This window comes from Bradyrhizobium sp. 160 (assembly GCF_023073735.1).
GTDB lineage: Bacteria > Pseudomonadota > Alphaproteobacteria > Rhizobiales > Xanthobacteraceae > Bradyrhizobium.
Genome location: NZ_JADPKD010000080.1, coordinates 1 through 26217, shown reverse-complemented (window position 1 = coordinate 26217; position 26217 = coordinate 1). Strand labels below are relative to the sequence as shown.

Annotated in this window: 18 protein-coding genes and 8 pseudogenes; 18 read left to right on the top strand and 8 right to left on the bottom strand. The window is 59.2% G+C overall.

Annotated elements, in window-relative coordinates; translation table 11 throughout:
• Positions 1-11: 11 nt before the first annotated feature.
• The 9 genes from IVA98_RS33590 (at position 12) to IVA98_RS33550 (ending at position 7044) form a co-directional block, all read left to right on the top strand.
• A complete protein-coding gene (locus IVA98_RS33590; RefSeq protein ID WP_247356572.1) occupies positions 12-644 on the top strand; it encodes a nodulation protein NolU in 633 nt (210 codons plus the stop codon).
• On the top strand, positions 641-1261 hold the full coding sequence (gene sctL, locus IVA98_RS33585; protein ID WP_247356570.1) for a type III secretion system stator protein SctL: 621 nt from the start codon (positions 641-643) through the stop codon (positions 1259-1261). Before IVA98_RS33590 ends, sctL begins: the two co-directional genes overlap by 4 nt.
• A complete protein-coding gene (gene sctN / locus IVA98_RS33580; protein ID WP_524536446.1) occupies positions 1261-2619 on the top strand; it encodes a type III secretion system ATPase SctN in 1359 nt (452 codons plus the stop codon). The genes sctL and sctN overlap by 1 nt, the downstream gene beginning before the upstream one ends.
• The gene (locus tag IVA98_RS33575) at positions 2595-3128 is read left to right on the top strand and encodes an HlyD family secretion protein (protein ID WP_247302557.1); all 534 of its coding nucleotides are present in this window, start codon (positions 2595-2597) and stop codon (positions 3126-3128) included. Before sctN ends, IVA98_RS33575 begins: the two co-directional genes overlap by 25 nt.
• A gap of 233 nt (positions 3129-3361) precedes the next feature.
• The gene (gene sctQ / locus IVA98_RS33570) at positions 3362-4240 is read left to right on the top strand and encodes a type III secretion system cytoplasmic ring protein SctQ (protein WP_346657756.1); all 879 of its coding nucleotides are present in this window, start codon (positions 3362-3364) and stop codon (positions 4238-4240) included.
• Complete coding sequence (sctR, locus tag IVA98_RS33565) at positions 4233-4898, top strand: type III secretion system export apparatus subunit SctR (protein WP_247275803.1); 666 nt, start codon at positions 4233-4235, stop codon at positions 4896-4898. Before sctQ ends, sctR begins: the two co-directional genes overlap by 8 nt.
• Positions 4899-4900: 2 nt before the next feature.
• Positions 4901-5176, top strand: a complete 276-nt coding sequence (locus tag IVA98_RS33560) for an EscS/YscS/HrcS family type III secretion system export apparatus protein (RefSeq protein WP_247275802.1) — start codon at positions 4901-4903, stop codon at positions 5174-5176.
• Positions 5177-5188: 12 nt separating this feature from the next.
• On the top strand, positions 5189-6010 hold the full coding sequence (gene sctT / locus IVA98_RS33555) for a type III secretion system export apparatus subunit SctT (protein WP_247275801.1): 822 nt from the start codon (positions 5189-5191) through the stop codon (positions 6008-6010).
• A complete protein-coding gene (locus tag IVA98_RS33550) occupies positions 6007-7044 on the top strand; it encodes an EscU/YscU/HrcU family type III secretion system export apparatus switch protein (protein ID WP_247356565.1) in 1038 nt (345 codons plus the stop codon). The genes sctT and IVA98_RS33550 overlap by 4 nt, the downstream gene beginning before the upstream one ends.
• A gap of 43 nt (positions 7045-7087) precedes the next feature.
• Here IVA98_RS33550 and IVA98_RS33545 read toward each other — a convergent pair whose 3' ends face one another.
• The 3 genes from IVA98_RS33545 to IVA98_RS33535 are packed head-to-tail and all read right to left on the bottom strand — an operon-like array spanning position 7088 to position 9945.
• Positions 7088-7750, bottom strand: coding sequence for a CpaD family pilus assembly lipoprotein (locus tag IVA98_RS33545; RefSeq protein ID WP_247356562.1), 663 nt, complete (start codon positions 7748-7750; stop codon positions 7088-7090).
• Between the two features lie 10 nt (positions 7751-7760).
• Positions 7761-9245, bottom strand: coding sequence for a type II and III secretion system protein family protein (locus IVA98_RS33540; RefSeq protein WP_249817162.1), 1485 nt, complete (start codon positions 9243-9245; stop codon positions 7761-7763).
• Entirely contained in the window at positions 9211-9945 is a 735-nt protein-coding gene (locus tag IVA98_RS33535) for a response regulator (RefSeq protein WP_247356553.1), read from the bottom strand. Before IVA98_RS33535 ends, IVA98_RS33540 begins: the two co-directional genes overlap by 35 nt.
• A 1647-nt stretch (positions 9946-11592) precedes the next feature.
• Here IVA98_RS33535 and IVA98_RS37870 point away from each other — a divergent pair.
• The 6 genes and pseudogenes from IVA98_RS37870 (at position 11593) to IVA98_RS33505 (ending at position 19374) form a co-directional block, all read left to right on the top strand.
• Positions 11593-12309 (top strand): annotated as a pseudogene (locus tag IVA98_RS37870) (host specificity protein).
• Between the two features lie 728 nt (positions 12310-13037).
• Positions 13038-15443 (top strand): T3SS effector XopP-like protein, encoded by a 2406-nt coding sequence (locus tag IVA98_RS33525; protein ID WP_346657755.1) that lies wholly within the window; start codon positions 13038-13040, stop codon positions 15441-15443.
• Between the two features lie 653 nt (positions 15444-16096).
• Positions 16097-16843 (top strand): annotated as a pseudogene (locus IVA98_RS33520) (IS6 family transposase); the annotation flags it as partial.
• Between the two features lie 511 nt (positions 16844-17354).
• Positions 17355-17921 (top strand): annotated as a pseudogene (trbG, locus tag IVA98_RS33515) (P-type conjugative transfer protein TrbG); the annotation flags it as partial.
• Positions 17912-19120, top strand: coding sequence for a TraB/TrbI/VirB10 family type IV secretion system protein (locus IVA98_RS33510; RefSeq protein ID WP_247356547.1), 1209 nt, complete (start codon positions 17912-17914; stop codon positions 19118-19120). The pseudogene trbG and the gene IVA98_RS33510, both read left to right, overlap by 10 nt.
• Positions 19117-19374 (top strand): DUF2274 domain-containing protein, encoded by a 258-nt coding sequence (locus IVA98_RS33505; RefSeq protein WP_247356546.1) that lies wholly within the window; start codon positions 19117-19119, stop codon positions 19372-19374. Before IVA98_RS33510 ends, IVA98_RS33505 begins: the two co-directional genes overlap by 4 nt.
• Here IVA98_RS33505 and IVA98_RS33500 read toward each other — a convergent pair.
• From IVA98_RS33500 to IVA98_RS33485, 4 genes and pseudogenes are all read right to left on the bottom strand, one after another.
• Positions 19338-20249, bottom strand: a complete 912-nt coding sequence (locus IVA98_RS33500; RefSeq protein WP_247356544.1) for a LysR family transcriptional regulator — start codon at positions 20247-20249, stop codon at positions 19338-19340. The genes IVA98_RS33505 and IVA98_RS33500 overlap by 37 nt on opposite strands.
• Positions 20250-21088: 839 nt before the next feature.
• Positions 21089-21571 (bottom strand): annotated as a pseudogene (locus IVA98_RS37865) (transposase); the annotation flags it as partial.
• A gap of 257 nt (positions 21572-21828) precedes the next feature.
• Positions 21829-22743: pseudogene (locus tag IVA98_RS33490) on the bottom strand (IS1380 family transposase); the annotation flags it as partial.
• Positions 22740-22919: pseudogene (locus tag IVA98_RS33485) on the bottom strand (transposase); the annotation flags it as partial. The pseudogenes IVA98_RS33485 and IVA98_RS33490, both read right to left, overlap by 4 nt.
• A gap of 157 nt (positions 22920-23076) precedes the next feature.
• Here IVA98_RS33485 and IVA98_RS33480 point away from each other — a divergent pair.
• Positions 23077-24237, top strand: coding sequence for a TlpA disulfide reductase family protein (locus IVA98_RS33480; RefSeq protein ID WP_247356542.1), 1161 nt, complete (start codon positions 23077-23079; stop codon positions 24235-24237).
• Positions 24238-24570: 333 nt separating this feature from the next.
• Here IVA98_RS33480 and IVA98_RS33475 read toward each other — a convergent pair.
• A pseudogene (locus IVA98_RS33475) lies at positions 24571-24720 on the bottom strand (transposase); the annotation flags it as partial.
• Between the two features lies 1 nt (position 24721).
• Between IVA98_RS33475 and IVA98_RS33470 the strand changes: the two are divergent.
• Both IVA98_RS33470 and IVA98_RS33465 read left to right on the top strand, forming a co-directional pair.
• Positions 24722-25339, top strand: a pseudogene (locus IVA98_RS33470) (transposase); the annotation flags it as partial.
• Between the two features lie 605 nt (positions 25340-25944).
• A partial coding sequence (locus IVA98_RS33465; RefSeq protein WP_247356588.1) for a M16 family metallopeptidase occupies positions 25945-26217 on the top strand: 273 nt, incomplete at its 3' end.

Below are 26217 nucleotides of genomic sequence, written 5' to 3'. Positions count from 1 at the left end.
TGGTGTCCGACATGACGAGACCGAATCCGTCTGCCGAGCGGCATGATCCGCTGAAACTAGCCTCTGTAGGTATCCGTAAGCTTGCTGCCACGATTCATCCGACCCGCCTTGCCGCGCGACTTGACGCTAACCTCTCGTCCGCGACGTTGGTGCGACTGCAGAAGAGTCCTAGGCTGCAGATAAGACTGCAAGCGTTGCTGCTTGAAGATGAAATGGGCTTGAACGGAAGTGACTTCGGGCCAGACCTTCTCCTTGGGCATGATCCGAGCAGGGCTGCCCTGCTCGCCGGCGGCATTTGGCATGCCCGTTCCCTGACAAGGCTGATTTCAAAGCAAGATGTCGCCGTTCTGGTCGAGCACGTCGGCACCGAGGTGCAGGCTTTCGGGATCCGACATGCAGCGCATGCGGTTTCGACCAGATTAATTGCTGATCCTCAAGAACTCGCGCTAGGCATTGAAGACGATGGACATGCCTGCCTCGGCGCTTGGCTCGATGAAGCGTCAACGCTTGATTGCCGCCGCGTGCTTCTACGCCTAGCTGTCGGAACGGCCGCCGACAATCCGGGGACTGAACACCGCGATGCCGCGGGCCAATTGTTTTCGCCGGTGTTGGCCCATTTGGCGAGGGAGGCCCCAGCGGGATGACAGCCGACGAAACTGCGCCGCCCGTCGCTCCGCACATCCGCCCGCTTGGGCCACTCATAGCGGCGAGGGATCTCGAGATTTGGCAGAGCGCCCTTGAGGCGCGTGCCGTGGCCGAGCGAAATCTGAAGCGCGTTCGCGGTTGGACACGCAGAGCTTATCAGAAGGAGCGTGCGCGCGGCCATGCCGAGGGGGTGAGGGCCGGCGCCGAGGAAATGGCACAGCTGGTGGCGCAGGCTGCCTCGGAAGTGGCACGACGAAAGGCCGTTTTGGAGCAGGAACTGTCAGCGCTCGTGATGGACATCGTAACTAATCTACTGGGCGATTTCGATCCCGGCGAGATGTTGGTGAGGACGGTTCGTCACACGATTTCGCACCGATATGGCGGGGCAAAACTGTCCCTTCATGCGTCCCCCATGGATGCTGATGCGCTTACGCGCGAATTTGCTGCCTGTGACGGACAGGAGGACCGGCCGGCGGTCCGAATTATTCCGGACCCGGCGCTGTCAGCGAACGAATGCGTGCTGTGGAGCGAATTTGGCAATATCCATCTCGGACTTGACGCGCAGCTCCGCGCACTGCGTTTGGGCTTTGGTTTAGATCATGAGGCAGACGAATAGTGACGGCGCCGAGACCAGACCATAGCTGTCCTGATGGAGACGGGACTCTGCACGCGGCGCTGGCGCGTCTGCGAACTACGGCAAGCCATGTGGACACGCGTGCCGTACGCGGGCGGATCACGCGGGCGCTCGGCACGTTAATCCATGCAGTTTTGCCGGATGCTCGTATTGGAGAAGTTTGTGTGCTCAAGGATCCGCGCACCGGATGGTCGCTTGAGGCCGAGGTGATCGGTCTGTTGCAGGACGGCGTGTTGCTAACGCCGATCGGTGACCTGCAAGGCATGTCCGGCCGCGCAGAAGTCGTTGCCACTGGCCGAATGCACGAAGTGCCGGTCGGCCCCAATTTGCTTGGCCGGGTGATCGACAGCTTCGGCCGTCCACTCGATGGCAAGGGCCCAGTCAAAGCCATGGAGACGCGCCCGCTGCGCGGCAAAGCGCCAAATCCAATGACGAGGTGCATCATCGCTCGCCCTCTGCCACTTGGTGTTCGCGCCTTGGATGGTCTTCTGACATGCGGCGAGGGCCAGCGCATCGGCATTTATGGAGAGCCTGGTGGCGGCAAGTCGACGTTACTGTCGCAGATCGTAAAAGGCGCGGTCGCTGACGTGACCGTGGTTGCGCTGATAGGCGAGCGTGGACGCGAAGTGCGTGAATTCATCGAGCGGCATCTTGGGGAGACTGCCCTCCGCCGCACGGTCGTCGTCGTTGAGACCTCCGATCGCTCAGCGACGGAGCGGGCGCAATGTGCTTATACGGCAACCGCGCTCGCCGAATATTTTCGCGATCAAGGCCTGCGCGTCGTTCTGATGATGGATTCATTGACGCGATTTAGCCGCGCTATGCGCGAGATCGGGCTTGCTGCCGGTGAGCCACCGACCCGCCGGGGCTTTCCTCCCTCTGTCTTTGCAATGTTGCCAGGTTTGCTGGAGCGCGCTGGTATGAGTGAGCGTGGCTCAATCACGGCCTTCTATACCGTGCTTGTGGAAGGTGACGGCACGGGCGATCCAATCGCCGAGGAAACGCGTGGCATTCTCGATGGTCATATCGTTCTTTCACGCTCTCTCGCGGCGCGGGCGCATTTCCCCGCCATCGATGTACTGTCGAGCCGCAGCCGCGTCATGGATGCCGTCGTATCTGCACCGCATCGCAAGGCAGCATCCCTCTTCCGTGATCTTATCTCCCGTCATGCAGAGGCCGAATTTTTGATCAAAGTTGGTGAATACAAGCAAGGCAGCGATCCGCTGACGGACCGAGCTGTCGCTTCGATCGATGATCTGCGCGAGTTTTTACGCCAAGGTGAAAACGATGCGTCCACTTTTGAGGAAACCGTCACATGGATGTGCCATCTGACCGCATGAGTTGCATACACGTTTCGAGCTTGCGGCAAGTAAAGGATATGCGCGAGCGTAGTGCTCGTAGTGAGTTGTCCAATATGGAAGCCAAGCTTCATATCGCGACCTCGGCCGCGGAGCACGCATGGCAGGAACTTGCAATTGCTGAAAAGCATCATACAGAGGCCCAGGCGGAGGTTTACCAACAGTTGATGTCGGCCGGTACCTTGTCCGTCGTTGAACTCGATCATTGCCAGCTCACCCTTGAGAGGCTCGCGATCGAGATCACCTCGAAACGCCGCACACTTGAGGAGGCGCGTATCGCTCAAAAGCAGGCCGAGACAGCCGCATCCGAGAGGCGTGCGCACTGGGCGAAGCGTTCCGCAGCGACTCATAAATGGCGACAAATCGAGACCGACGTCCGGCGTGCGGCCGATACCCATTCGGAAGTAACAGCCGAGCTAGAGGCCGATGATGAAGTCTTGCTTCGCCATGGGAGGGGTTTGCCCATGCCGGTGGCGGGCGGTTCAATTTGATGACAGCTAGTCCAGTTGGGAAGCAAATGCGCTGCCCTGTACAGCCGCCTCCTGCAACTCGCGCGGACGCATACGCGAAGTACGAGCCAACCCAGCGTTTAACGCAGAGTCTCGTAACGTGGCTCAACAGAAACGTGCGGCCCTCCGCCTCTTTGCGGAGTAACCTTTGTGACAAGCCGCTGTCGGTGCGACTGGAACGAGTTGTGTGGCAGGAGGAACCTCCGGCTCTGTCGATGCTCGATTGCGTTTGGGGCCTCGGCGATGATGAGCTCGTGTTGTCGATACCGCATGCGCTTGCCGAGGCCTTGATCTCGACAGTACAGAGTGGCCTAGCTTTACTTTCCGAGCCAAGTCGTTCGCTGATTCTCGAACTTGCACTTGAACCGTTGCTGGGGCACCTGGAGACTGAGACAGAGCAGCAACTGCGACTCCTTCATGTTGGAAAGGCCGAGAAGAACGGGCCTTATATCGAACTCGACATCATCTACGGTCCGGTCAGGGGCAAAGGTCGCCTATTTCTTTTCTCGCCTCTTGATGGACCGATACCGCCGGCGTTCCGCGCCTTAGGCGAGCTGCTCGGCCAATTGCCGCGACAGTTGTGTGAGGTCCCCGCACAGTTACCCGTTACAGTTGCAGGAGAGGTCGGCTCCCTCCGGGCGTCAGCCTCGCTTCTTCGCGAAACGCGTAAGGGCGACGCTTTGTTGCCGGATGTAACGCCATTCGCCCGCGGTCAGATCATCCTCACTGCGGGCCGGTTATGGACCGCGGCAGATGTCACTGGCAACCGCCTGATCCTGCACGGACCGTTTCGCTTGCGGCCGCGCCCTCTGGAGTATGCGCATATGACGACACTACCCGGTTCACAGCAGCCGCCTTCGGAAGCCGATCTCGACGATATTGAGATTTCGCTTGTCTTTGAATGCGGCCGCTGGCCCATCACGCTGGGAGCCTTGAGAAGCATCAGCAAAGGATATGTATTCGAACTTGGCCGGCCCGTCGATGGCCTGGTCGATATCGTTGCAAACGGCGTACGTATCGGGAGTGGCGACATAGTACGTATTGGGGACGAGCTCGGCGTTAGACTGCGTGGCGGGTTAGCAGGCAATGACTAACATCGAACCAGCAATACTGCCGCTTCTTGCGGTCACGGCCGCGCTCGGCTTGTTGGTCTTCGCTGTCGTCACGACCACGGCGTTCGTAAAGGTATCTGTCGTTCTCTTCCTCGTTCGCAATGCGCTTGGGACCCAGTCAATTCCACCGAACATCGTTCTTTACGGCGCGGCATTGATGCTCACCGCCTTCACGAGCGCCCCCGTCTTTGAGCAGAGCTACAATCGGGTCGCCGATCTGCAGCTCCGCTATCAAACGCTTGAGGATTGGGTAGCCGCTGCGAAAGAGGGGCAGGAGCCGCTGCGAAGTTATCTCAAGAACTTCACCAATGAAGAACAGCGAGGCTTCTTCCTGTCCTCGACCGAACGTGTCTGGCCGGAAGAGATGCGCGGCAGAGCCACAGCCGATGATTTCGTCATTCTCGTCCCATCTTTTCTAATCTCAGAACTCAAGCGTGCCTTCGAAATCGGGTTTTTGCTATACCTTCCGTTTATCACTATCGATCTGATCGTAACGACCATTCTGATGGCCATGGGCATGTCAATGGTGTCTCCGACAGTGATCTCAGTTCCTTTCAAGCTGTTTCTATTCGTGGCGATTGACGGCTGGTCGCGGCTTATGCACGGGCTAGTGCTGAGCTATACAACACCTGGAGGGTGAGCATGGATGAGGCCACTATTCTCCCTTATATGAGCCGATCACTGGTGCTTTTCATGACCTGGGTTCTGCCGCCGCTCATTGCAGCGGCTGTCGCCGAAACCGTCATCGGCATCATCCAGGCGGCAACGCAGATCCAGGATCAGACATTGCCACTGACTGTGAAGCTTTTGGTTATTGTTGGGATTATAGGTTTGTTTGCTCCGGTGCTGAGCGCCCCGCTCATCGAACAAGCCAAGCAGATCTTCACTGATTTTCCCGCGCTCACGACGGGCTACTAGCAGCCGCCCGTCATGTATGATCTGTCAACCACCAACACGCAAAGTCTGATCCAGGCAACCATCGAACTCGTCGTTGCTGCCGGCCTTGGTGCGGCCCGCCCCGTGGGCATTATGCTGGTGCTTCCGGTATTTACGCGTCCGCAGATCGGCGGCCTGATCCGCGGTTGCCTGGCCGTTGCACTCGAACTACCATACTTGGCGCACATCGCCGATGGCCTGAAGGAGCTAGATCCGGACACCCGTCTGCTCAAGATCCCGCTACTCGGTCTTAAGGAGACGTGTGTCGGCCTGCTGATCGGCGCCCTGCTCAGTATTCCCCTCTGGAGTCTTCAGGCCGTCGGCGAGTTCATCGACACGCAACGGGGCATCAGCAGCGTAGTCACTCCCGCCGATCCCGCGACACGCAGTCAGGCTTCGGCGACGGGACTGCTTATCGGTACCACCGCGATCACGATCTTCGTCGTCACGGGGGGGCTGCAAACCATGATCAGCGGGCTTTACGGCAGCTATCTGGTTTGGCCGGCTTATCAGCTTGGACCCACGCTGAGCATGCAAGGGACACTGGAGTTGTGGGGCGTGCTCGACAGCATCATACGTACCGCCGTCCTGGTCTCTGGACCTGTGGTAGCGTTCCTCTTGCTGGCCGACATATCCGCGCTCCTGCTCGGGCGCTTTGCGCCGCAATTCAACCCGCGGGACCTATCGTTGACGATCAAGAATATAGGCTTTGCGATCGTCATGGTCACTTATACGATCTATCTCATCGAATACATGCAATCCGAAATCATACAGTCGAGCCGAGAGCTGGAGAGGCTTGAAAGGAAACTGAAGTGAGCGACACGAGCGAAGAGAAAACGCTCGCCCCCACTGAAAAGAAGCTAAGCGATTCGCGCAAGAAAGGCATGGTTCCGCATAGCACGGATCTAGTCAGGGCCCTCAGCGCTTGCGCCGGTCTCGGCTATCTCTGGATAGAAGCGAGTTCCATCTACGACAAATGTCGTGAAGCGCTCATGCTGACTGACAAGCTGCTTGATAAGCCGTTCAATATTGCGGTCGATCTTGCGCTCGGCGTCTTGCCCGAACTTGCACTGAGAATTGTTGGCCCGCTTCTTGGGAGTGTGGTCATCTGCGCAATTCTGACGACGGTCCTGGCCAATGGTGGATTAGTGTTCTCCTCCGAGCCGATGAAGCCGAAATTCGAGAACATTGATCCCATCAACGGACTGAAGCGCATCGCCTCTTTGCGTTCGCTCATCGAGCTTGGGAAGACCTTGTTCAAAGTCTTCTGCCTCGGCGCGATCTTTGTCCTCGTCGTTGTCGGCGCGTGGAAGACACTGGTCTATCTGCCGGTTTGCGGCACGGGCTGCTTCGAGTTCGTGTTCATTCAAGTGAAACTGTTGATCGGGATTGCAAGTGGTGCATTTCTGATCGGCGGATTGGTCGACCTCCTCGTCCAGCGCTGGTTGTTTTTGCGCGGCATGCGCATGACTAAGAGCGATATGAAGCGCGAGGACAAGGAGCAGCAAGGCAGTCCGGAGGTGAAACGCGAACACCGACGCCTTCGGCGGGAGCAGGCGAGCGAGTCTCCACTCGGCGTGCGTCGCGCGACATTGATCTTGACTGGGCGCGAGCTGCTGGTCGGGGTACGCTACATCCGTGGCGAAACGGGCGTCCCGGTCCTGGTTTGCCGCGGCGATGGGGAGGCGGCTTCACGGCTCTTTGATGAAGCGAGGCGCCTTCGTCTCAGTATCGTCGATGATCACGTCCTGGTCCGTGAGCTAATCTGCAACGCTAGCCTTGGCAATTCCATTCCTGTCCAGTATTTCGAGGCCGTCGCAAAAGCACTCTTTGCCGCCGGCCAAGTCTAGTTCGTGTTGTGAATGAGGTCGCATCGAACGACTGATGTTCTCGCTATCGAGACGGCTGCACGGTCTGGGTGCCGGCAGACGTGGGATCTGATGGCAGCTTGTTGTTAGCTATACCCAAGTTGCTGTTATTGCCGGTCGCGAAGGTTTTGTATGTGGCAACGGGAATGGCCGCACGATTGCCATCACTCGGCACAACGGCCTGATTGTCAATCAAGTCGCGCGGATCGTTGACCATGCCGGCCAAGTTGTTGCGGATCGAGCAGCCAAGCGTCGGATCGAAAGAATTGTCGTTCACTGAAGGGCCGACGATCGCAATCGACGGACAAACGGGAGGGCGCGCCTCGTACGTAATCGCCTCGATTCGGGCGGCAGAGCCATCACGCCTATCAATGAATGGACTGTATAGGCGGATGTTGAGAGCGTCGACGCCCATTGCGCGGGCCTCAGCTGCTATCTGCGCCCCGAGCCGACGTGAGCCGACGATATCAAGATGCAGCGCGTCATACCGACCGCGACCGGTACTTGCTATGAAATAACGCAGACGCTGCCGTTCGGGCCCTCCAAGGGTCTGTAACAGTAAGACGTTCTTCTCCTGTTCAACCAGGATCGCTTGCGCGGTCGGCTCGACGTAGGTCGGCGAGGTGCTAGCGCAGCCACCTAGACTGGCCGTCAGACCGATGAGGGGGCGCACGAATCGTAATCTCATTGGTCGATCCTCATTCGATGATGTGGCCGGTGCCCCTTGTCGCGCCTGGTACGCTTATCGGGGGAGCACTGCGAACAGGCGAGCGCGTTGCCAATGTGTTCGTCAGACTGCGCGCGAGGTCTGAGGGCGGAGCGATGCGGTCGGTGGGCGCACTCATCTGCTTCGAGTTCGATCTTGGCCGCACGACGTAAGGCGTGACGATGATCACGAGTTCCGTCTCATCCTGTTGAAATGACGATGAGCGAAATAGCGCACCAAGTATCGGAACGTCGCCGAGCCAGGGGAAAGTCGTGATCTCAGTGCTGAAGTTGCGCCGGATAAGCCCACCAATTGCAAAGCTTTGGCCGCTGGCGAGCTCGACAACCGTGTTCGCACGCCGGGTGGAGAGAGCCGGCACGGAGATGCCGTTGATGTTGACAGCACCTTGTGACGATAGTTCGCTGACTTCAGGCTTCACGCGGATATTGATCTGATTGTTACTGAGAACGGTCGGTACAAACTCCAGGCTGACGCCGAAGTGACGGAACTCGACAGAGACCTGCCGATTGTCCTGCAACACCGGAATGGGAAATTCGCCGCCGGCGAGGAAGCTGGCGGATTCGCCTGACATTGCGGTGAGGTTCGGTTCAGCAAGTACGGAAGCGAGGCGCTCGTGAGCCAGTGCATCGAGCATAGCGCTGACGTTCACATGGCCAGTGTTGACTCCTATCTTCGCCGTACCGCCGCCCTGCGGCGCGCCGTATCCACCACCACTGCCACTGACCAAGCCGAGAGTGAAAGGGCCAGCTTGACCGGAAGCGGAGAGGTTGACGCCGAGCTCCTTCATAGCGCTCCGGGAGACCTCCGCCACCCGCACGCTCAGATTCACCTGCAATGACCCCGCCACCTGAATCTTGTTGACGACGAGCGCACCAGACCCAAGAAACTGCTCGGTCACTTTCATCGCTACGTCGACGATCTCCGCATTGGGCGCCGTACCGCTAAGGATGGCCCCGCGCGGGGTGTAGCTTACCTGGATGGGATAGTCGCCGACCTGGGCTTTCAGCGTGGCGCGCAGATCCTCGATCGGCTGCGTGACGACAACACGCAGTTCAGCGAGAGCCTCCCCGCCCTCGTTCAGTGCGAACAAGGTGGTCCGCCCGGACTTTTTGCCGAAAACGAAGATGGTCTTGTTCGAAGGTGCCTGATAGTCCGCGACCGTAGGATCTGCGATAAAGATGCTCGCAGCTGGCGCTGGCAGATGAATCGTCTTACCCAGCGAAGAGGAAAGGGTCAGCGTTCCGCTAATGCCGTCGGCAGCCGTACGCTGCGGCCCACCTCCATCATCCCGCTTGATCTGAGCTACGGCAGCAGCCGGGAATAGCAGGACGACCACGCACAACAGCTGCGAAAGACAAGGAAGAAAGGTGGACGAAAGGCCGTTGGCGGCGATCGATCTTCGAGTGACGCCGGCATGCTTGTCAAGAATGATGCTCAAGATGGTCTTTTCTTTCAAGTTCGATTGGCTGCGCGGTCGATGCCGCGCATTTCAATTCAAGGACGTAGCCGATCCCGCGCGCGGTTTTGATCCGTAGCGTCGCACCGGACTGACTCAAATGACCGCGCAAACGATAGATTCCGACCTCAAGCGCATTGGTGGAGACCTCGTCGTCAAATGCATAGAGGCTATCCTGCAATGACGCGCGAGCCACGGTGCGGCCGGCGCGGCTGAGCAGATGTTCGAGAATGCACACCTCGCGGCGGGCAATCTTCAGCGGTCGACCATTGACCGACGCTTGCCTGCCGATCGAATCGAATCGAAGATTGCCAAAGGTAACGATGGGGGCCGTCATTTGCGTTGATCGGCGCAGAGTAGCGCGCATCCGTGCGATGAGTTCATCAGTAGATACGGGCTTGGGCAGGAAGTCGTCCGCACCGCCATTAAATAGCGCTATCCGCCTACCGAGCTCGTTGAAGTTACTTATCATCACGGCAGGCATCGAATGTCCGTCACGTCTCAACTGCTTCAGCCAATCCAAGCCGTCTCCATCCGGTAGAACCAACTCGAGCAAGAGAATGTCATACCTGGCGCAAGAAAAAGCGGCGGCCGCCTCGTCCAGGGTGCACGCTACGTCAACGGCAAAACCGCAATCGGAGAGCGCATCTTGTACAACGCGCGCTGGGTCTGTCTCATGATCAACGAGTAGCGTTCGCATTCCGCGACCTCCTATCAAGTCACGCCAAGACACCCACCACGTCAGGTTCGAGCATGCGCGGAATTGAACAGTCCGGCCTCCGCGTAAGCGTTGGAATCCGGAATAGACGAAGAGAAGCGGTGCTGGCGACTCGCATACTGGATCGGAGTTCCATTGTAAGCTCGACTGGCGCTGTTCACTGTCTCACGTGGCGCGCATGCATCTTGGTGACGTCGAATGTGCTCTCGCCACCGGGACATAGGCGGCAATCAATCAAATGCATAGATAGGCGGGCAGTACCCCGCTCAGCGCCGGAACAATCCCGGTAGTTGTCGCCGACATCCTGAGGTCGAGATGATTGCCGAGAACACATTGATTGGTGAAATCGATGGTTTGGATCGATGCATTCACATGGCGGATCAGTGACAATGCCGTTCCATGGTCTGGATCTAAATCTCCTCATCACGATCGATGCTCCCGATGGTGAGCGCAGCCGCACGGCCGCAGGTTTGACGGGGAGCAGCGATGATAGGCGATTTGCATCGCGGCCCTCAATTTGCAAAGCCTCACACGCCGGCAGACGTTCCGTGCTTGAGCAACGAACTTCCTCATTCGGCCTGGAAGGTGAGTCTCCTTCGTGCTCCGATCACCGGAGCGACAGTGATGGCCAAGCGCGGCTACGCTCAGCTGGAGAACGCCATAACGAGGCCGTCCTGCCGCGCCTTCCTCTTTCTAATTTTTATAAAATCACCGAGACGCTGTGGAATGAACTGCTCAACGGCCGCACAATCCAAAGACGGGGGGTGACATGAAGTTGGCCGCACCGGGCAAAACCGTGCCTACAATCCGATCGCGGCGTCCATGATCACGTACTCATCGCAGCTTTGCCGACAGCAAACCTACCACGTTGCGTGATGCACGACGCTTTCCCTACCCGGCAGCACATGAAGTGTGAAATCAATTCTTTGGATGGATTGCATTCACATCCTGGATAGTGACAACACGTCTGAGGTCTGTGTCTCAGTCTCCTAGTCGCACCTGATGCTCTGATGACCGAACGCAATCTGTCGCTGGCAGCTCTGGTGGGCCGAGCGATAATTTTGGTGATTTGCATGGCGGCGTCTTCCTGCAAGGCTCGCATTGGGCGCCGGCTCTTCTGGACTAGCAAAACCCAGGTGATGGTCACTCGCCCAGCAATGTCGGTTCTGCTCCATCCGGACGTGGGAAAAATGTTGTTGTGATCGACATTCTACGTCTGATCAGAATGGTGCATCATCTCGGAATCGGTGGGGGACTTGCTCCGGAATTCGTATGGTGCATGACCGCGCGTCAGCAAGTTGTTCCGTCTGAGCCGAAGCGCCCCGATCCTAGAGAGCTTGACGGCCAATAAGTCTTCCGCAGAGTGCTTGGCGGAGTGCGGCCAGATGCTTTGGTCGGGTTGTGGTCAGCTAGGTTGTGTATCCTCCTCGGCAAAGCTTGTCGCGGCACGACCTCAATCGCGTGCATCTTGCCGACCGGGAGCGATCTGATGTATGGCAGAATCGGTGGCTCCGTTTTGCGGAAGCGGTTGCCGGCCTGGAGCGAGGTGGGTCGTTGTCGGCGGGCGCGACGCCATACTTCCTGCGTTCCAATCCGCCCATTATCAAGATCGTCGACTGAGAATCTTTCATGCGCAAAGTGAAGAGATTCTTGTCCAGTGAAATCATGCACATCGCCAGTAACCCGCAGGAGTACTCGGATTTTGTTCGAAGAAAGCCGAGCGGGCTGCAACTGTCGGTGGGTGGAGGCTATTTCCAGTACTTACGATGATCCGGGTAAGCACGCGCGATTTTTCAGATATCAGGTTGGGTGACGAAACTATAGGGCTTTTAGGAGCCGGAGGCTCGGTCAGGATCAGGGGGAGACCATTTTCGCCAACAGTTCGGGCGTAACGATATCACGTCCGTGGTAGATCTACGCGTTACTTATCCGCTCGCCGAGAACGCGGGCGATATCCTGCTGGAGCATGAACTGCGAATGGACGGTGATCATCCGGTGGTCTTATCACGTCCTGGCGTAGGAGGTATGGAACCCCGTCTAGCGGAAATGGATTTTGTTCACGTGGGTCGCAATAACTGGGTGCTTGATCCTCAACAGCATCCCAAAGTGTGGACGAAGAACGAGAACGACCAGTGGCACCGAGTAGTCAGGCCTACAAAGTATCTTTCCAAAGTCGAGGATAGCGATGTCAAGAGAGCTGCGAGACGGATTCGTGTGACGATGATCCCTCGTATTACCTGGAGCGCGCTGTTCGAAGATTGGCTGGGGGACAAGACGATTCGGAATGATGAGAGCGGGCTGGGGCGGGCTGGTATTTCGCTATTGCAGGGGCCGGTTCAGAAGTGAACTTGAAGGAAGCGCTCGCGCCGGATCGTGCTCCTCGCGCGTGACATATGCCCGGTTTCGAACGTCAAGTTTGACTTCCTCGGCTACTGCTTCCGGCCGCGACGGGCAAAGAACTCACAAAACGCCTCGGTGTTTTGCAGTTTTCTGCCTCGGCTCAGCGCTTCGGCGCTGAAGTTTATGCGGGCGGCAATCCGGGATTTAACCTCCGAAAACGGACCCATGTGTCAATGGCTGACATCGCTCGGCAGCTCAATCCCCTCCTGCCGGGGGATTGTGTATTACGATCGATTCAGGCCGGCGCCTCTGGGTCAATCCTTCGATACGTCAATCAGACAATCGAGGCTTGGATGATGCGGAAGTTCAAACGCTTTATGGGGTCGCAAGGCCAAGACCGGCCGCGTTCTCGAACGACTATCTCGCGAACGTCCCGGGTTGTTCGCACAATGGAAGATCGGCATACGCGGCTCGTTCGCCTGATGGGAGCCTAGTGACGCGAGAGTCTCACGCTGGAATCCTTGAGAGGCCGGCGGTGAGATTCCGCCGGCCTACTCGCCAAAGCCGTCTGCCCGGATCTGTGAGGGCAACGCCAAATGGCCGAGCTACTCGACCACGGTCCACGGCGGTGTGGGTTTCCTGTGCAACCGGAAAAACGCCCTTCGTCAGCTACTCGTCAGCCAGCCTGTCTATCCAGACAGGCTGCGCATTCTCGACTTGATTGGAGATGGAATATGACGGGCATTGGCCGATCTGGAAGATCGCGCACTGGAGATGCTGGAGCCGGATCGAGCAGTTCACGCTCGCACTCAAGTCTAGCCCCTGGGGAAGGCAGTCAATCGTTCGATTCCGTTGTGGAGCGGATGCGCTCTGGGCCCCAAGATAGAGGGACGCCCTCCGCTAGCACGGCGCGCGGTGCCGACGATGCCCTTGGCGACAGGTCTTCCGGCCCCTCCGTCGGCCCAGATCGAATCCTAGGCGCTGCGGCACGTGCAGCCGCTGCGCCACGTGCAGTCACTGCGCGGCGGCGCGGCTTTACCTCAGTGTCGGAGGGTGGAGACACGGCGCCGATCGCCAGCCAGCCAACTTCCGGTGTGGCAGTCTCCATTTCCTCGTCAGAGGAAGAAATCAACGCAGCAAGGCGACACATGGACCGCCTGCGTGAGGAACTTGCCGCTTGCGGTAATGCGGGCATGCAAGCCCAGAACTCGGAGGAGGCGCTAGAGCTGGCCGATCGGTTCGTCAAAGCAGGCTCGGCAGTTCTGGAGTACTACGCGAGCGTGCGCCCGGCCGTGGCGCGGAGCATTCTGTCCGACGCTGAGGCCCGTCAATACTGCTATGCCGTGCTCGATGCGGGGCATCAAGGCAAGCTTGTGGGCGGGGCGATTATCGACGCCTTGGAAAAGCGCAGAAAGAAATCGGAAAAGGTCTTCCAGCAGATTCTCGAATCCAACGCTACCCCCGACCAGTTGAGCCGAGTGGCTTCCGGTATGGTGAAGGACCATGTGCCTGTCATCGAGTGGTGGGGAAAGAAGCTGTTACGCTCGGAACGGATGGTGTCCGTCTGCGAGACCACTGCCAAGTTGCCAAGCACGACGCCCGAGATGCGGAAGCCCATCGAGGCCGCACTACGCCTGCATACCGGCTCGGCACTTTATGATGGGTGCTTGCATCTGGAAGCGCGGATTAAGCTCGCGAAGCTTCTGATTGAGTCTCAGGCGAGCACGTTTGAACCAACCGTGAGGGACGCCCTCATCGATGAGAACGGGCGGGTGCGTCTGCTCGGGACCTATATCCAGGATGCTTTTCCGGCATTCCTCTCGACGTACAAAGCCGTTCTGAACGAGGACGGAGAGCCACTCGACGCAGAGCACTGCACCGTTCTGGAAGGAGTCATGGAACGGCATTCAGAATTGGCCTCAGGGGTGGAACGCATCGGTGCCAGGCTAAGGGATGCTGGAACGGATGCCGACCTTCTATTGGATCAGTTGGACCAGATCATGGAAGGTGCATGGGTCACCGCGCATCAAGTCACGCGACTTTTGGCAGTGCAGCCAAAGAGGCAAGTGGAGCCGCCTGCCCAGACTGCGATATCGGAAAAGAGCGACTTAGCGGCTGAGAACCACGCGGCGCGCAGGAAGGGGAAAGGCAAGCGCGCACCGGCCGCAGGCGAGGGGAGTTCAACGGCCAGGCTGCGCGAGCCGCAGCTCGCCAGGCCCGACGCTGCCACGGCCTCTACGGCCAAGGTTATCGTACTCTCGGATCTGGGTACGAAGAAACTCGCGAGTGCGGAGGAGGCACGCGCGAGGGCGTCATCATCGGCGACCGGGCACCTGGCGATGTGGCAGGCTCCGCCCTCCAGGAATGCACTGACGGGATTACTCAAGCGATTGGACGAGCTGCTGCAGTTCGATCTGCCGGCTCAGCAAAGCGCCGTCTCGCAAGCGCGCCAGATGAAGCCTGAGGACGCCGACCACGTCGTGGATCTCGTCCTTAAACGCCTGCAGACGCAGACCATCGAGATTAAGACCTGTGTAGCCGCGCTGGAGGAGCCCCGCCGACGTGGCCTACTCACGCCTGCGCAAATGACCGAAGTGCACAACAAAATAGTCCGGCTTAAGGCGATGTTGTCCGAGGTTCAGGGACAGGCAAACTCAGTGAACGCGCAAAAGGCGGCGATCACGATCGATTGCATGAAGACCTATGCGTTTCCGTCGCAGAAGTACCTTGAACAGTTGCGGGCGGCCGAAGAACTTGCGTCTGTGTATCCACCCCAAGCCTTGAAGAAGATCGAGCCAGCGACGCTGTTCGAGATCAAGCTGCAGCCCAAGGCGCTGCGCAGTGGTAGGATGCCAAATCCGATGTGGGTGCACATCCATACCAAGCTGCCGGTACGTGCCTCGCAGTTGGCCACGCTGGGCGTCGCCGACTTCGCCGCTTGCCACGTGAAGTCCAATGAACAGCGCGGCTACAATCGGCAATGGCAGAACGCTCAAGCCGCCACGGGGCACGAGAACGTCGTGATCCACCGCGGCAAGCTCACGCCTGCGTTCTGTAAGTCGTTGTTGAGCATCGCCCCAGGCTACTCCCTTCCCGAGGCGGAACACGCGTCGATGCAGTTCGCGCGCCTCAGGATGTAGTTACCTGAGTGTCTCGCGCCAGAGCGTCGCTGTGGTGACACCATCAAGCAGACCGCCACCGAGAGGAAATCCTCGATGACTCGAAGCCGGCGCGGGCTCCTCGAACAGATCGACAACGGGGTCCGACTGAAATTCGATCGGGAGCGTGGAGACCCCGACTTCCTTTTGCTTGAAAAACAGCATCGCGGCGCTTGTCGCCGCGCTTGCGATGGCCGGGTCCGAATAGCCTAAGACCCGGCTATGCTTCAGATCGTGAATGAAGCAGTTTTGCGCATTTGTGTTCGAGATCCCATCTCGCCGATCGCTTCGGTAAGTGTCTGCGGCGCCGTGCTTAGCGCCCCACAACGATTGGGCTTCCCGGCCTGGAGCACCAGAATGCGGTGTAAAGGGCCAAACGCGTGCGGGCCAGCCGCACCGGGCTCTCGTGCTGGGGTGGACGGCCCTTTCCGCTACTCCGGGGGCAAGATGAGGAGTCGTCGCTGACCTCAAAGAAAGGAGACGCCCGCGAAAACAATTGTTCGCATCGGTTTGAATACGTGAAGAGTGTAGTGCTTCAGCTGCATGGCGCTGACAGGACGGAGCAGCCGAGGGTTGAGGGCAGAAGGCACGGTCAAATTAACGAATTGGAGCGGCCGAGCGGGCAGACGAGCGGCATGCCAACCGCCCGGGGTTCTTTTTCGCCGTCATGGTTTCCCACTGGAAGGGATCTGCTATGCCGTTTGGATGTATTTCCCGTTTCCTTAAGCTCGCGCATGGTCGAGGAAATGCTGGCGGCGCGCGGCATTGTCGTGACCTATTAAACCGTGCGCCAGCGGGGAACCAATTCGGCAAGGCGTTCTCCTTTTGGATCCGCCAGCGCGCTCCGCGCGCGGCGACAAATGGCATCTGAACGAAATCGCTATCTCGACGCGGCCGAACAACATTGGCTCTGGCGCGCTGTTGACCAGAAAGGGCTCGTTCTCGAGGTCTTAATCCAGCGCCGAAGAGACTCGCGCGCTGCGCAGCGGCTTGTCAAGAAGGCCTTGAAATTCGGCGCCACGCCGCCGCGCGTCATGATCACGTACAAACCCCGTTCGTACGGCGCTGCAAGGGCGAGATGGGCTTTCACACCGACCGACCATCGCCACCACAAAGCTCTCAACCACCGCGCTGAGAATTCTCACCCGCCGACCCGGCGACGCGAGCGGATCATAAAGCGGCTTAAATCGTCCCGTCAGACTCAGCGGTTTCTGTCAGTTCACGATCCGGTCGCAAACCTTTTCCACGTCCCCTATTCCGGAGCCGTCACTGCCGACTTCCGTCGTGCTTCGCGCGAGCCAGCCTTTGCGATTTCCTGCGAGATCTCCGCGATAGGCGCTATCGCCGATTCTCAAACCCTGAGAAGTGCCTTCTTCGGTTCAGTGCCAGCTCGCGCATGGGCTATCTCCAAAAATGGAAGCGGCAAGAGGAGAAGAAGTCCAGCGCGGGAGGATCGTGAAGATGGCTCGCCTCACCCCGCCGAGCAGATCGAGCAGAGCTACGACGACGCCATGAAGGCGCTGGCCGACTATCTCACGCGCGAGCGCGACGCGGCAACCACCATTGAAATCCAGATCCTTGATCGGGACAGCCTCCGCGACGCCATCACGGAGGTCCTGGTTGACGCGCGCGTGCATCCAAGACCAAGAGCGGACGTCCCGGAGCGCGAATTATGACCGTTTGGACTTACGATCAGAGCGAGGTTCTGAAGGTCTTCGCGACCGAAGAGGTTGCGCAGGCATGGCTCGATGAGAACGATCCCGAGGGCGTCACCTTTGAGCACGACGTGATAGGCCCGCCAGCGCGAACCTGCACCCGCAGAACAGGCCCGCCAACTGAGGCGGCGTTACTCTCTGTCCATTTCGGAGATTTACGGGCGCCTTAGAGGCTCCCGTGCGCTGGATCATCGGCGATACCGAGAGCGGTGCGGGCGCGACCAAGAAGATCCACATCCTGGTCAAGCCGACGCGGCCGGAACTGGTCACCAATCTCGTGATCAACACCGATCGGCGGACCTACCTCCTCGAGCTGCGCTCGACGGAGAAGACCTACATGGCCTCGGTCTCCTGGCAGTATCCCGAGGACCAACTGATTGCACTTCGGCGGCAGAATGCGGCGGCTGAAACCGCAGCTCCCATTGCGGCCGGCGTCGATCTCGCCGCGATCAACTTCCGCTACGCGATCGAGGGCGACGATGCGGCCTGGCGTCCGCTGCGCGCCTTTGACGACGGAAACAAAGTCTACATCGAATTCCCCACCGGCATCGTCCAGGGCGAAATGCCGCCGCTGTTCGTCATCGGTCCGGCCGGCGGCTCCGAACTGGTGAACTACCGAGCGAACCGCAATTACTACATCGTCGACCGCCTGTTCGCTGCCGCCGAATTGCGTCTTGGCGACAAGGATAGCGAACGGCGCGTGCGCATCGTCCGCACCGACGGAAGGCCGCGCTCATGGCGATAGGCAACGAAGACGAACGTCAGAGCGACATCCCGCCCGTCGCGCCGCCCGACCTTCGGCTCCGGGGCGAGCGGCCCCCTGTCACGCGCCTCTCGCGCAAGATGCTGATCGGCCTCAGCGCCGTGTCTGCGCTGGCGGTGGCGGGCGCACTTGGCTATGCGCTCCAGACCGGCAACAAGTCGCAGACCGGCCAAGAGCTGCTCAGCACTCAGAACCGACCTTCGGCCGAGGGCCTAGCCGGGTTGCCGAAGGACTACACCGGTCTGCCGCGTCAGGCGCCGCCGCTCGGGCCGCCGTTGCCCGGCGATCTCGGCAAGCCGATCCTCAACGCAGGCGCTGCAGCGAATACCGTGGTCCCGGGAATGACGTCCGATCCGGAGGCGCAGCACCGAGCCCAGGAGATCGAGGCGGCACGCGTCAGCCGTCTGTTCGCCCAGACCGCTCAGCAACCACAGAGCATCGGCCAAGTCATCCCGAATACCTCGAACGGAGCCACGACGCCGCGGGCCACGACACCACCCGTCGATGCGGGATCCACCCAGAACATGCAGGACCGCAAGGAAGCCTTCCTCAACGCTTCCACCGACAAGCGCACGGTCAGTCCGGACCGGCTCGAGGCCAAGGTCTCGCCCTATGTCGTGCAGGCGGGCACCGTAATCCCGGCTGCACTCACCACGGGCATCAGGTCCGATCTGCCAGGCCAGATCACCGCTCAGGTCACCGAGGCGGTGTACGATAGCCCCTCCGGAAAATATCTTCTGATCCCCCAGGGGGCCAAGCTGATCGGCCAGTACGACAGCTCGGTTGCGTTTGGTCAGAGCCGCATTCTCCTGGTCTGGACCCGCATCATCATGCCGGACGGCAACTCGATCGTGCTGGAGCGCCAGCCCGGCGCCGATACCGGAGGTTATGCCGGGCTCGAGGATGAGGTCGACAACCATTGGGGCATGCTGTTCAAGGCCGCGGTCCTCTCGACCATGCTCAGCGTCGGAGCCGAGGCGGGTACGAGCCAGAACGAGAACAATCTCGTTCAAGCGATCCGCAGCGGAGCATCCAACAGCATCAGCCAGACCGGCCAGCAGATCGTGCAGCGCCAGCTCAACATCCAACCGACGCTGACTATCCGGCCAGGTTTCCCGGTTCGCGTCATCGTCACGCGCGATCTCGTGCTGGCGCCGTACCGGAACGGAGCAACACCGTGACAAAGCTCAAGCTTGGGCCACTCGAACACGACAAACCAGTCAAGCTCACCGTCGAGCTGCCGGCGGCGGTCTTCAGGGATCTCAAAAGCTATGCTGAGATCCTAACGCGTAGTGGAGGCACGACGACGCCGACCGAGCCCGGCAAACTGATTGCGCCGATGATAGAGCGATTCATGGCAACCGACCGCGCTTTTGCGAAGGCCCGACGAAATGCGGCTCAGCCCGCACCTGGATCAGCCGAGAGATCCGGATAGCGCTCGCGAAGCAGGTCAAGGAACGGACGTAGCGATGGATTGCCGTTGGCCTGCCGCCGGTAAGCGCGGAAGCTCAGCCGGGTCGGACCCTCGGCGTCATGCACCTCGCGGAAGGTGACACCCGGATAGGTCGCGCCGGTCGCACCTTCCAAGGCCAACAGCATTCCCCAGCCGGCGCCGACCAGGGTGAGGAGCCGATCGAGCGACATATCATGACGAAGTACCGGACATGGATCGGAAGTTCCCAACTTGGTGATGAGCAGTTTGTGGAATTCCGGTCCAGGGCCGTGCTGTGACAATAGTAGGGCTTCATGCCGCAGTTCGCCCCAGTGAACTACATTGCGGGCTGTCAGCGGATGGTGTTCGGGAAGGGCGACGACGACACGTTCGCTCCACACCAATAATGACTTGTCGCTCCACCTCGGATTGGGCTCGGCCACGAACGCGATATCAATGGCGGAGCTGGCGAGATCGGACATCAAATCGTCGCTCGATCCGTCGACGAAATGCGGTTTGACATCAGGGAAGCGCCGCTGGTGCTCGAGAAGGGTGGCCCGTAGATTGCCGGCGGAGAATGAGGCGTGGATCCCGAGGTTCAATAGACCGCTCTCGCCGCGCCAGCGGCTCTTGAGGCGGCCGGTCATCGCCTCAGTATCATTCACGATGCGCCGGGCAGCATCGAGGAATTCCTGACCTTCGATGGTCGGTCGTGTACCGGCTTTAGTGCGCTCGAAGATGGCACCGCCCAACTTGTGTTCGAGATTGCGCAGGCGGCGACTCAGCGTTGACTGCTTAACCCTGAGGGTCTCTGCCGCTTGGCGGAGGCTTCGGTGCTGGGATGCGACGATAGCCCAGCGTAGATCTCGAAATTCCATTGGCACGGTCGAAGCGCAACCCCCTCTAGCTCGTATGATTCGGTGCTACCATGCCAAACCGCAGTTGGGATTGATCAAAAAAACAACTGGTAGTAGAATTTTCTTCCAAATCAATGGGAAGCAAAGTTTCAATCTAAATGGGTAAAATCGGGAATATCCGCAGTGGTGGCCCGATCCTGCGCGATTCTGCCCAGGGCATTCGCTTGCCGAACTGCTGTCCATCGGGCCGGGAGCTTGCTTGCTTTGCCCTGCAATCATTCGGAGAATCTTGTCGAGGGAACAGCGAACTGTGCATCGGTCGAGTGACATACAATCGGACGATCCACAGACTGCAGAAGCCGGTTGTGATAAATAAATCCCGAGTTTGCATGGACGAGGTTTTCCGGTTTCGAGCCTGTCGCGCCGATTGCGTTATATGATGAGCCGAACTTGCGCGCGGGTTTGACCGTGATTCACCATTTCGGGTCGATTTCCCGGGCGTATCGCCTGGCCGGATTGGCGCGACTCGACGTCCGATAGCGCGCGCCTGCCGCCGCCGTCAGTTCCTTCCGCGTCACCTTGGTTAGCCGCCCCACCTTCGCCCCCGGTCGTTCCCGATCCAAGGGAGCAATTTACGTGAGGCAACGGCTTAGCATCCGGTAACAATTAAGGTGAGGCAATGCGACCTTGTCATCGACGGCAGTGTCCTGCTTGTAAGCGGGCTCCAGCCGCCGGTTTCGGGATTGGTGGCCATTGTCGCATCGGGGATCAGTCGTGCAGACCTTTTGTACTTCCCGCTTTGCGGCCCTTCTCTCATCCTCACTTTCATCTTCGCCTTGATTTTCGCTCAGCATATCCATCACATGCTGCTCGGCGAGGCTGTTCCAACTCACGTTGGCGCGGATCAGCGACGCATCGATGTGGACCACTTCTGCTGTTGCGATCTTGGCCTTCAGGCAGGCCTCGACCGTGCGTTTGAAGATCCTACGGAATCGCTCTTCGCCCCAGCGCTGGCGGATGCGCGTCAGGCTTGAATGGTGCGGTAGCTGCTCGTGCAGGCCATAACCAGCAAACCAAGCGAATGGCGATGTTGACCTGAGCCTCACGGATCAGCTTGCGATCGTGTACGATCCCGGTGAGCAGACCCGCGAGCATCAGCCGTACCGCGGCTTCCGGATCGATGCCTGGCCGACCGTCGTTCGCGCAGTCGGAGACCTCTTCCCTTAGCCAAGACAGGTCGAGCACACGATCGACCGCGCCAGCACGTGCTCATCTGGGACGAGCTGTTTCAGCGAGCCCGTGATGAAGAGCTCCAACTGATCCCGCTCCTTGCGCCCCAGCATCTCGTTTGCTCCGCCGATCGCGAATCGCCACGAGAACGGAATCAGCCAATTGGAGCTTTTTCAACGACCCCCATGTGCGTGAGTTGCTAGCCCGTCCTATTCGTGAGAGTGCGTTTTTTTAGTCCGATTGATGTGGCCGCACATCTGCTCTGACGAGGCGCACAGGATTGCCTTCGGCTTTTCACCGCCTGACGACCCGTACTTTGCAACGCGCTTGAGGGATGGGTTGGGCGAACGGGGGGCGGACGCCCCGCCGGTCAAGGACCGAGCGGCAGCAGCGCGCCGGGCAAGCCGCAGATCAGGTCGGCTTCGGGACATGCCGCGGCAAACGCAAGGCGAATGCGGCTCGAGGTCTCGACGACACGGGCAGCGATTTTCAAGAGACGAAGACGCAGCGTCGCGAACTCGGCTGTGGCCAATTCCCGGGCTTTGGGAATCGCGTCGCGCACGGTCAGCATCAGCCAATAAGCGGCGGTGTGGAGAACGAGGCGGACTTGATTGGCGAGCGCCGAACGGCAGCTGGTGCGGTCGGAGGCGAGCTGTGTCTTATGCAGCTTGATCAGATTCTCGGCTTGGCCGCGCGCGCAATACAGGCTGTCGTAGATCCACGCGGCCGAGCCGACATCGAGGCTGGTGACGACGAAGCGGATGTCGAGGCCGAGCATCGTCGCCTCAATACGGGCGACGGTGCGTCGTTCGCGATCCCAGGACTTTGCCTTGTGGCGCGTCTCGGTATAGCCACGCAGAACCGGCAGGTTCTCGATGGCGCGTCGCGTGCGGATGTCGTCGGCGACCGCGTCGACTTTTCTGGCGAGCGGCTTGGTCCCGGACAGACCGAAGATGTAGTCGATGCCGTTGGTCTCGCACCACGCCATTGCCTCCGGCCGGGCATAGTGCCCGTCGCCACGGAACGTAATTCGCGTGTTGTGCCACCGCGTCCGGATATGCCGTATCAGGCGGCGCAGATGGGCACGCACGTCGACGCCGCCCGGCGTCTTGCCGGGCCGCAGCACGACCGCCACGGGCCGGCTCTTCTCCGTGTCGTAGACGTGGATCGGCAGAAAGCAGCGTTCGTCATAATGAGCGTTGAACAGCGAGAGCTGCTGATGGCCGTGGACGACATCGCAGGTATCATCGATGTCGAGCGTGACGGATGCCGGCTCGCGCGGGTATCCACTTCGGCCTTCTTGACCCAGTCATGCAGCGTTTGCGGTGTGCAGCCGATCTTGGTCGCGATCGATGTCACCGCCGCCCAGCGCGAGCGATGCTCGCTCGCGTGATCCAGAACCATCCGAACCGCACGGGACCGGACCTCGGGTGAAAACTTGTTCGTCGTCTTGCTTGTCATGGCTCCACCTTCTCAAGAGTTGGAGCCTCCGGCAATCCCGGGGCGGTTCAGGGATTAAATCCTTGTAAGGTAGCTTAGCGCGCGTGGACGCCTGGCACGGTATTAGCTATTCGGGTGAACCGACAAGGTCGCGCAACAGGTAACTTTGGAGATAATCATGGTGCTATGCATGGAGTCCCCGGCTCCTTCGCTCAAAGTCGAGAACTGGCTGCGTGGCGAGCCCCTGACCAACTTCCATCCCGGGAAAGTGTACATCGTCGAATTTTGGGCAACTTGGTGCGACCCGTGTGTGAAGGCGATCCCTCGTCTGATAGAGCTGCAAGCAGAATACAAAGACGAAGGGCTTGAGGTCGTCGGAATCGCAGCTAGTGAAGAACCACCAACGGCGGATGAGGCTCGCACCAAGTTGGACGCATGGTTGACTGAGAAGTTCTCAAATCTGAACTATCGAATCGGGTTCGACAGTACGGGCGAAATGAACAAGCTCTGGATGGATGCCAGCTCTTCTTTTGGGATTCCGACATCGTTCGTCGTCGACCGCGACGGCCACATTGGCTTTATCGGTCTTCCGGACCAAGTCGACGCCGTCTTGCCGAAAATTATCAATGGCACTTGGCGCAGCAGCTATGAAGCTAAAGCCGCTGATGCGGAACGGATTGCGGCAGATCAACGCCTAGCGCGCAAACTCGCAATCCTCAAGACAATTCGACCGGCGATGGAAGCAAAGGATTGGCCGGCAGCGCTCTCAGCGGTCGAGAAGGGCATTGCCGCGATGCCGGACACTCTCGAGTTCCGCAAGAGTCATGCGGATCTGTTGCTTCACAAAATGCGCGACACGGCGACCGGCTTCCAGGTCTTACGCCAACTGGTTCGAGATGCGATTGAGAAACAGTCAGACGCTGTGCGTTGGCTGATTGCCGTGATGGAGCAACTCTTTGATCCGGAGAACGATAGGGCCCACCTTCCGCGTGCCGAGCGCTTTGCGATCGGCAGGGATGTGTCGGAACATATCCTCAATTCAGTGCAAGACAGCGGCGGCCTCCCCTTTACTTCTTATAGGGTGGTCGCTCAGTATTACTACGAGAGTGGTGACAAGCAACGCGCGATCGAGCTGATCGAGCTGGCAATGGCATGGCTAGACGATCCGAAAGCAATGCCAGACGATATGAGGGAAGGTGCGAAAAAGTATTTTATGCCGCAGTTGCTCCAAACGTTGGCCAACTACAGGGGCGAGAAGGTTTGTTGCAGCGAGTCTTGTTCGATTTCGCAGGAAGAGTTGCCTGGAGCTCCAAAATGCAGTCGTGAGGAGGAGACATGAAGCGGGATGTTAGTCGAAGATGCACGATCGGGGCTATGTAAGCGCCTTCGAATCGCTCGCGACCAGCAGAATCATTCAGGGCGATTGCGACACGCAGGTCACAAGGAAAGCCTAGCCCACAACGAGCGATGCGACGCCCTGCGGCCCGTCTTTGCTGGGTGTCTAGCCCGTCCTATTCGTGAGAGTGCGTTTTTTTAGTCCGATTGATGTGGCCGCACATCCGCTCTGACGAGGCGCACAGGATTGCCTTCGGGTTTTCACCGCCTGACGACCCGTACTTTGCAACGCGCTTGAGGGATGGGTTGGGCGAACGGGGGGCGGACGCCCCGCCGGTCAAGGACCGAGCGGCAGCAGCGCGCCTGGCAAGCCGCGGATCAGGTCGGCTTCGGGACATGCCGCGGCAAACGCAAGGCGAATGCGGCTCGTGGTCTCGACGACACGGGCAGCGAGTTTCAAGAGACGAAGACGCAGCGTCGTGAACTCTGTGCGACAGGTGATCCGTGGCGAACGCCATGATGTCTTCCGGACCCGGGAGAGCTCTCTCGATCAGCACCTGCCATGGCTCGACGACCAATGGGCAGCCGGTTGCCGAAACGGCGCTGAACTTTGGCGCCGCTTACGGGCGCGCGGCTTCCGAGGCTCACTTCGTGTTGTCGGCGAATGGACCACTCGTAGACGGCGGGCCGAAAAGACTGATGTCGAAACCCTTCATCGGATTCCATCGGCCAGAACGATCGCTCGTCTCATGACCGTCGGACGGGATACGCTATCGAAGGCAGAGACGGTGACCGTCGCTGCGGTAGAAGCTGGCGCGCCACCCCTGGTCGAGGCACGCGAGATCATCGCCGAATTCCACCTGATGATCCGACGCAAGACCAAGGCGGGCCTCGTCCCATGGATCGAGCGCGCTCGCGCCAGTCTTGTTGCATCGTTCGCCCGCGGCGTAACGAACGATGAAGCGGCGGTTCGGGCGGCGATCACCTCGCCCTGGTCCAACGGACAGACTGAGGGCCAGATCACGCGCCTCAAGCTCGTCAGACGCCAAATGTACGGCCGTGGCAAAATCGATCTGCTTCAAGCCAGACTAATCGGCGCAGAATAAACCCAGTTGCACCAAAACTGCGTCAGAGCCCTTATTCCATGCCGAAACACATCCGGCTTCGGTGTAAGCTGTTCATAGCAAGGAAAAACTGCGGTCAGCTTAAAACCAGCTCTGCGCAATCATGTGCTCCGCATAATGCCGCATGTCGTGTGGCTGGTCACGACTATGCTCGCACGCCTGATCAATCACTTCGATGAGCAGAACACTTTTGTCGACGCGGCACGCAACACGTCAATGTCGATTCAGAGTGTGCGATATCCGACGATGTTGGACATGCGACATCGCTGTTCTGGATGTCTCCCATTGTATTTAAAAGAAGTTTCTTTGGCACGACTAATGCTCTGGGTTATGCGCAAGCGCGTCGGACCGACAGTAGTGGCGCGTAAAAAGCCGTTCCATTTGATTCATGGGAGAGATAGCAGCCGAAAATAGATGTTGATCACAACCTCGCTCCTCATGCCAACGAACTACTATGGAGATCTAAAAGGACCATGCCGAACCAGCAGCTGACGAACCTTCTCGATGACAACGCCGGGGCCAAATGCCCGCCGCCCTATCGTACGTTCTACCCTGACGTCTGGGGCCGAGCCTCTACAAGGATTGCGATGTTCTCATATCGATGGGCGGCTCGCCTTCTTGCCGCGCTGCTCACGACTTGCGCGCTCTCCACCGGCGGCCTGTTCGCCACAACCACGGTCAAATCGGCTCCGCCCACCAGCTTCACGCTCAGTAACGGGCTACAGGTGGTCGTGATCCCAGACCATCGCACGCCGGTGGTGACGGAGATGATCTGGTACAAGGTCGGCTCGGCCGACGAGACTCCGGGCAAATCCGGCCTCGCACACTTCCTCGAGCACCTGATGTTCAAGGGCACCTCG

Excerpts from the sequence above, each read along its gene's own strand:
- IVA98_RS33590 (WP_247356572.1), top strand. The coding sequence starts at position 12 with ATGACGAGACCGAATCCGTCTGCCGAGCGGCATGATCCGCTGAAACTA.
- sctL (WP_247356570.1), top strand. The coding sequence starts at position 641 with ATGACAGCCGACGAAACTGCGCCGCCCGTCGCTCCGCACATCCGCCCG.
- IVA98_RS33575 (WP_247302557.1), top strand. The coding sequence starts at position 2,595 with ATGGATGTGCCATCTGACCGCATGAGTTGCATACACGTTTCGAGCTTG.
- sctQ (WP_346657756.1), top strand. The coding sequence starts at position 3,362 with ATGCTCGATTGCGTTTGGGGCCTCGGCGATGATGAGCTCGTGTTGTCG.
- sctR (WP_247275803.1), top strand. The coding sequence starts at position 4,233 with ATGACTAACATCGAACCAGCAATACTGCCGCTTCTTGCGGTCACGGCC.
- IVA98_RS33560 (WP_247275802.1), top strand. The coding sequence starts at position 4,901 with ATGGATGAGGCCACTATTCTCCCTTATATGAGCCGATCACTGGTGCTT.
- sctT (WP_247275801.1), top strand. The coding sequence starts at position 5,189 with ATGTATGATCTGTCAACCACCAACACGCAAAGTCTGATCCAGGCAACC.
- IVA98_RS33545 (WP_247356562.1), bottom strand. The coding sequence starts at position 7,750 with ATGAGATTACGATTCGTGCGCCCCCTCATCGGTCTGACGGCCAGTCTA.
- IVA98_RS33535 (WP_247356553.1), bottom strand. The coding sequence starts at position 9,945 with ATGCGAACGCTACTCGTTGATCATGAGACAGACCCAGCGCGCGTTGTA.
- IVA98_RS33525 (WP_346657755.1), top strand. The coding sequence starts at position 13,038 with ATGACGGGCATTGGCCGATCTGGAAGATCGCGCACTGGAGATGCTGGA.
- IVA98_RS33510 (WP_247356547.1), top strand. The coding sequence starts at position 17,912 with ATGGCGATAGGCAACGAAGACGAACGTCAGAGCGACATCCCGCCCGTC.
- IVA98_RS33500 (WP_247356544.1), bottom strand. The coding sequence starts at position 20,249 with ATGGAATTTCGAGATCTACGCTGGGCTATCGTCGCATCCCAGCACCGA.
- IVA98_RS33480 (WP_247356542.1), top strand. The coding sequence starts at position 23,077 with ATGGTGCTATGCATGGAGTCCCCGGCTCCTTCGCTCAAAGTCGAGAAC.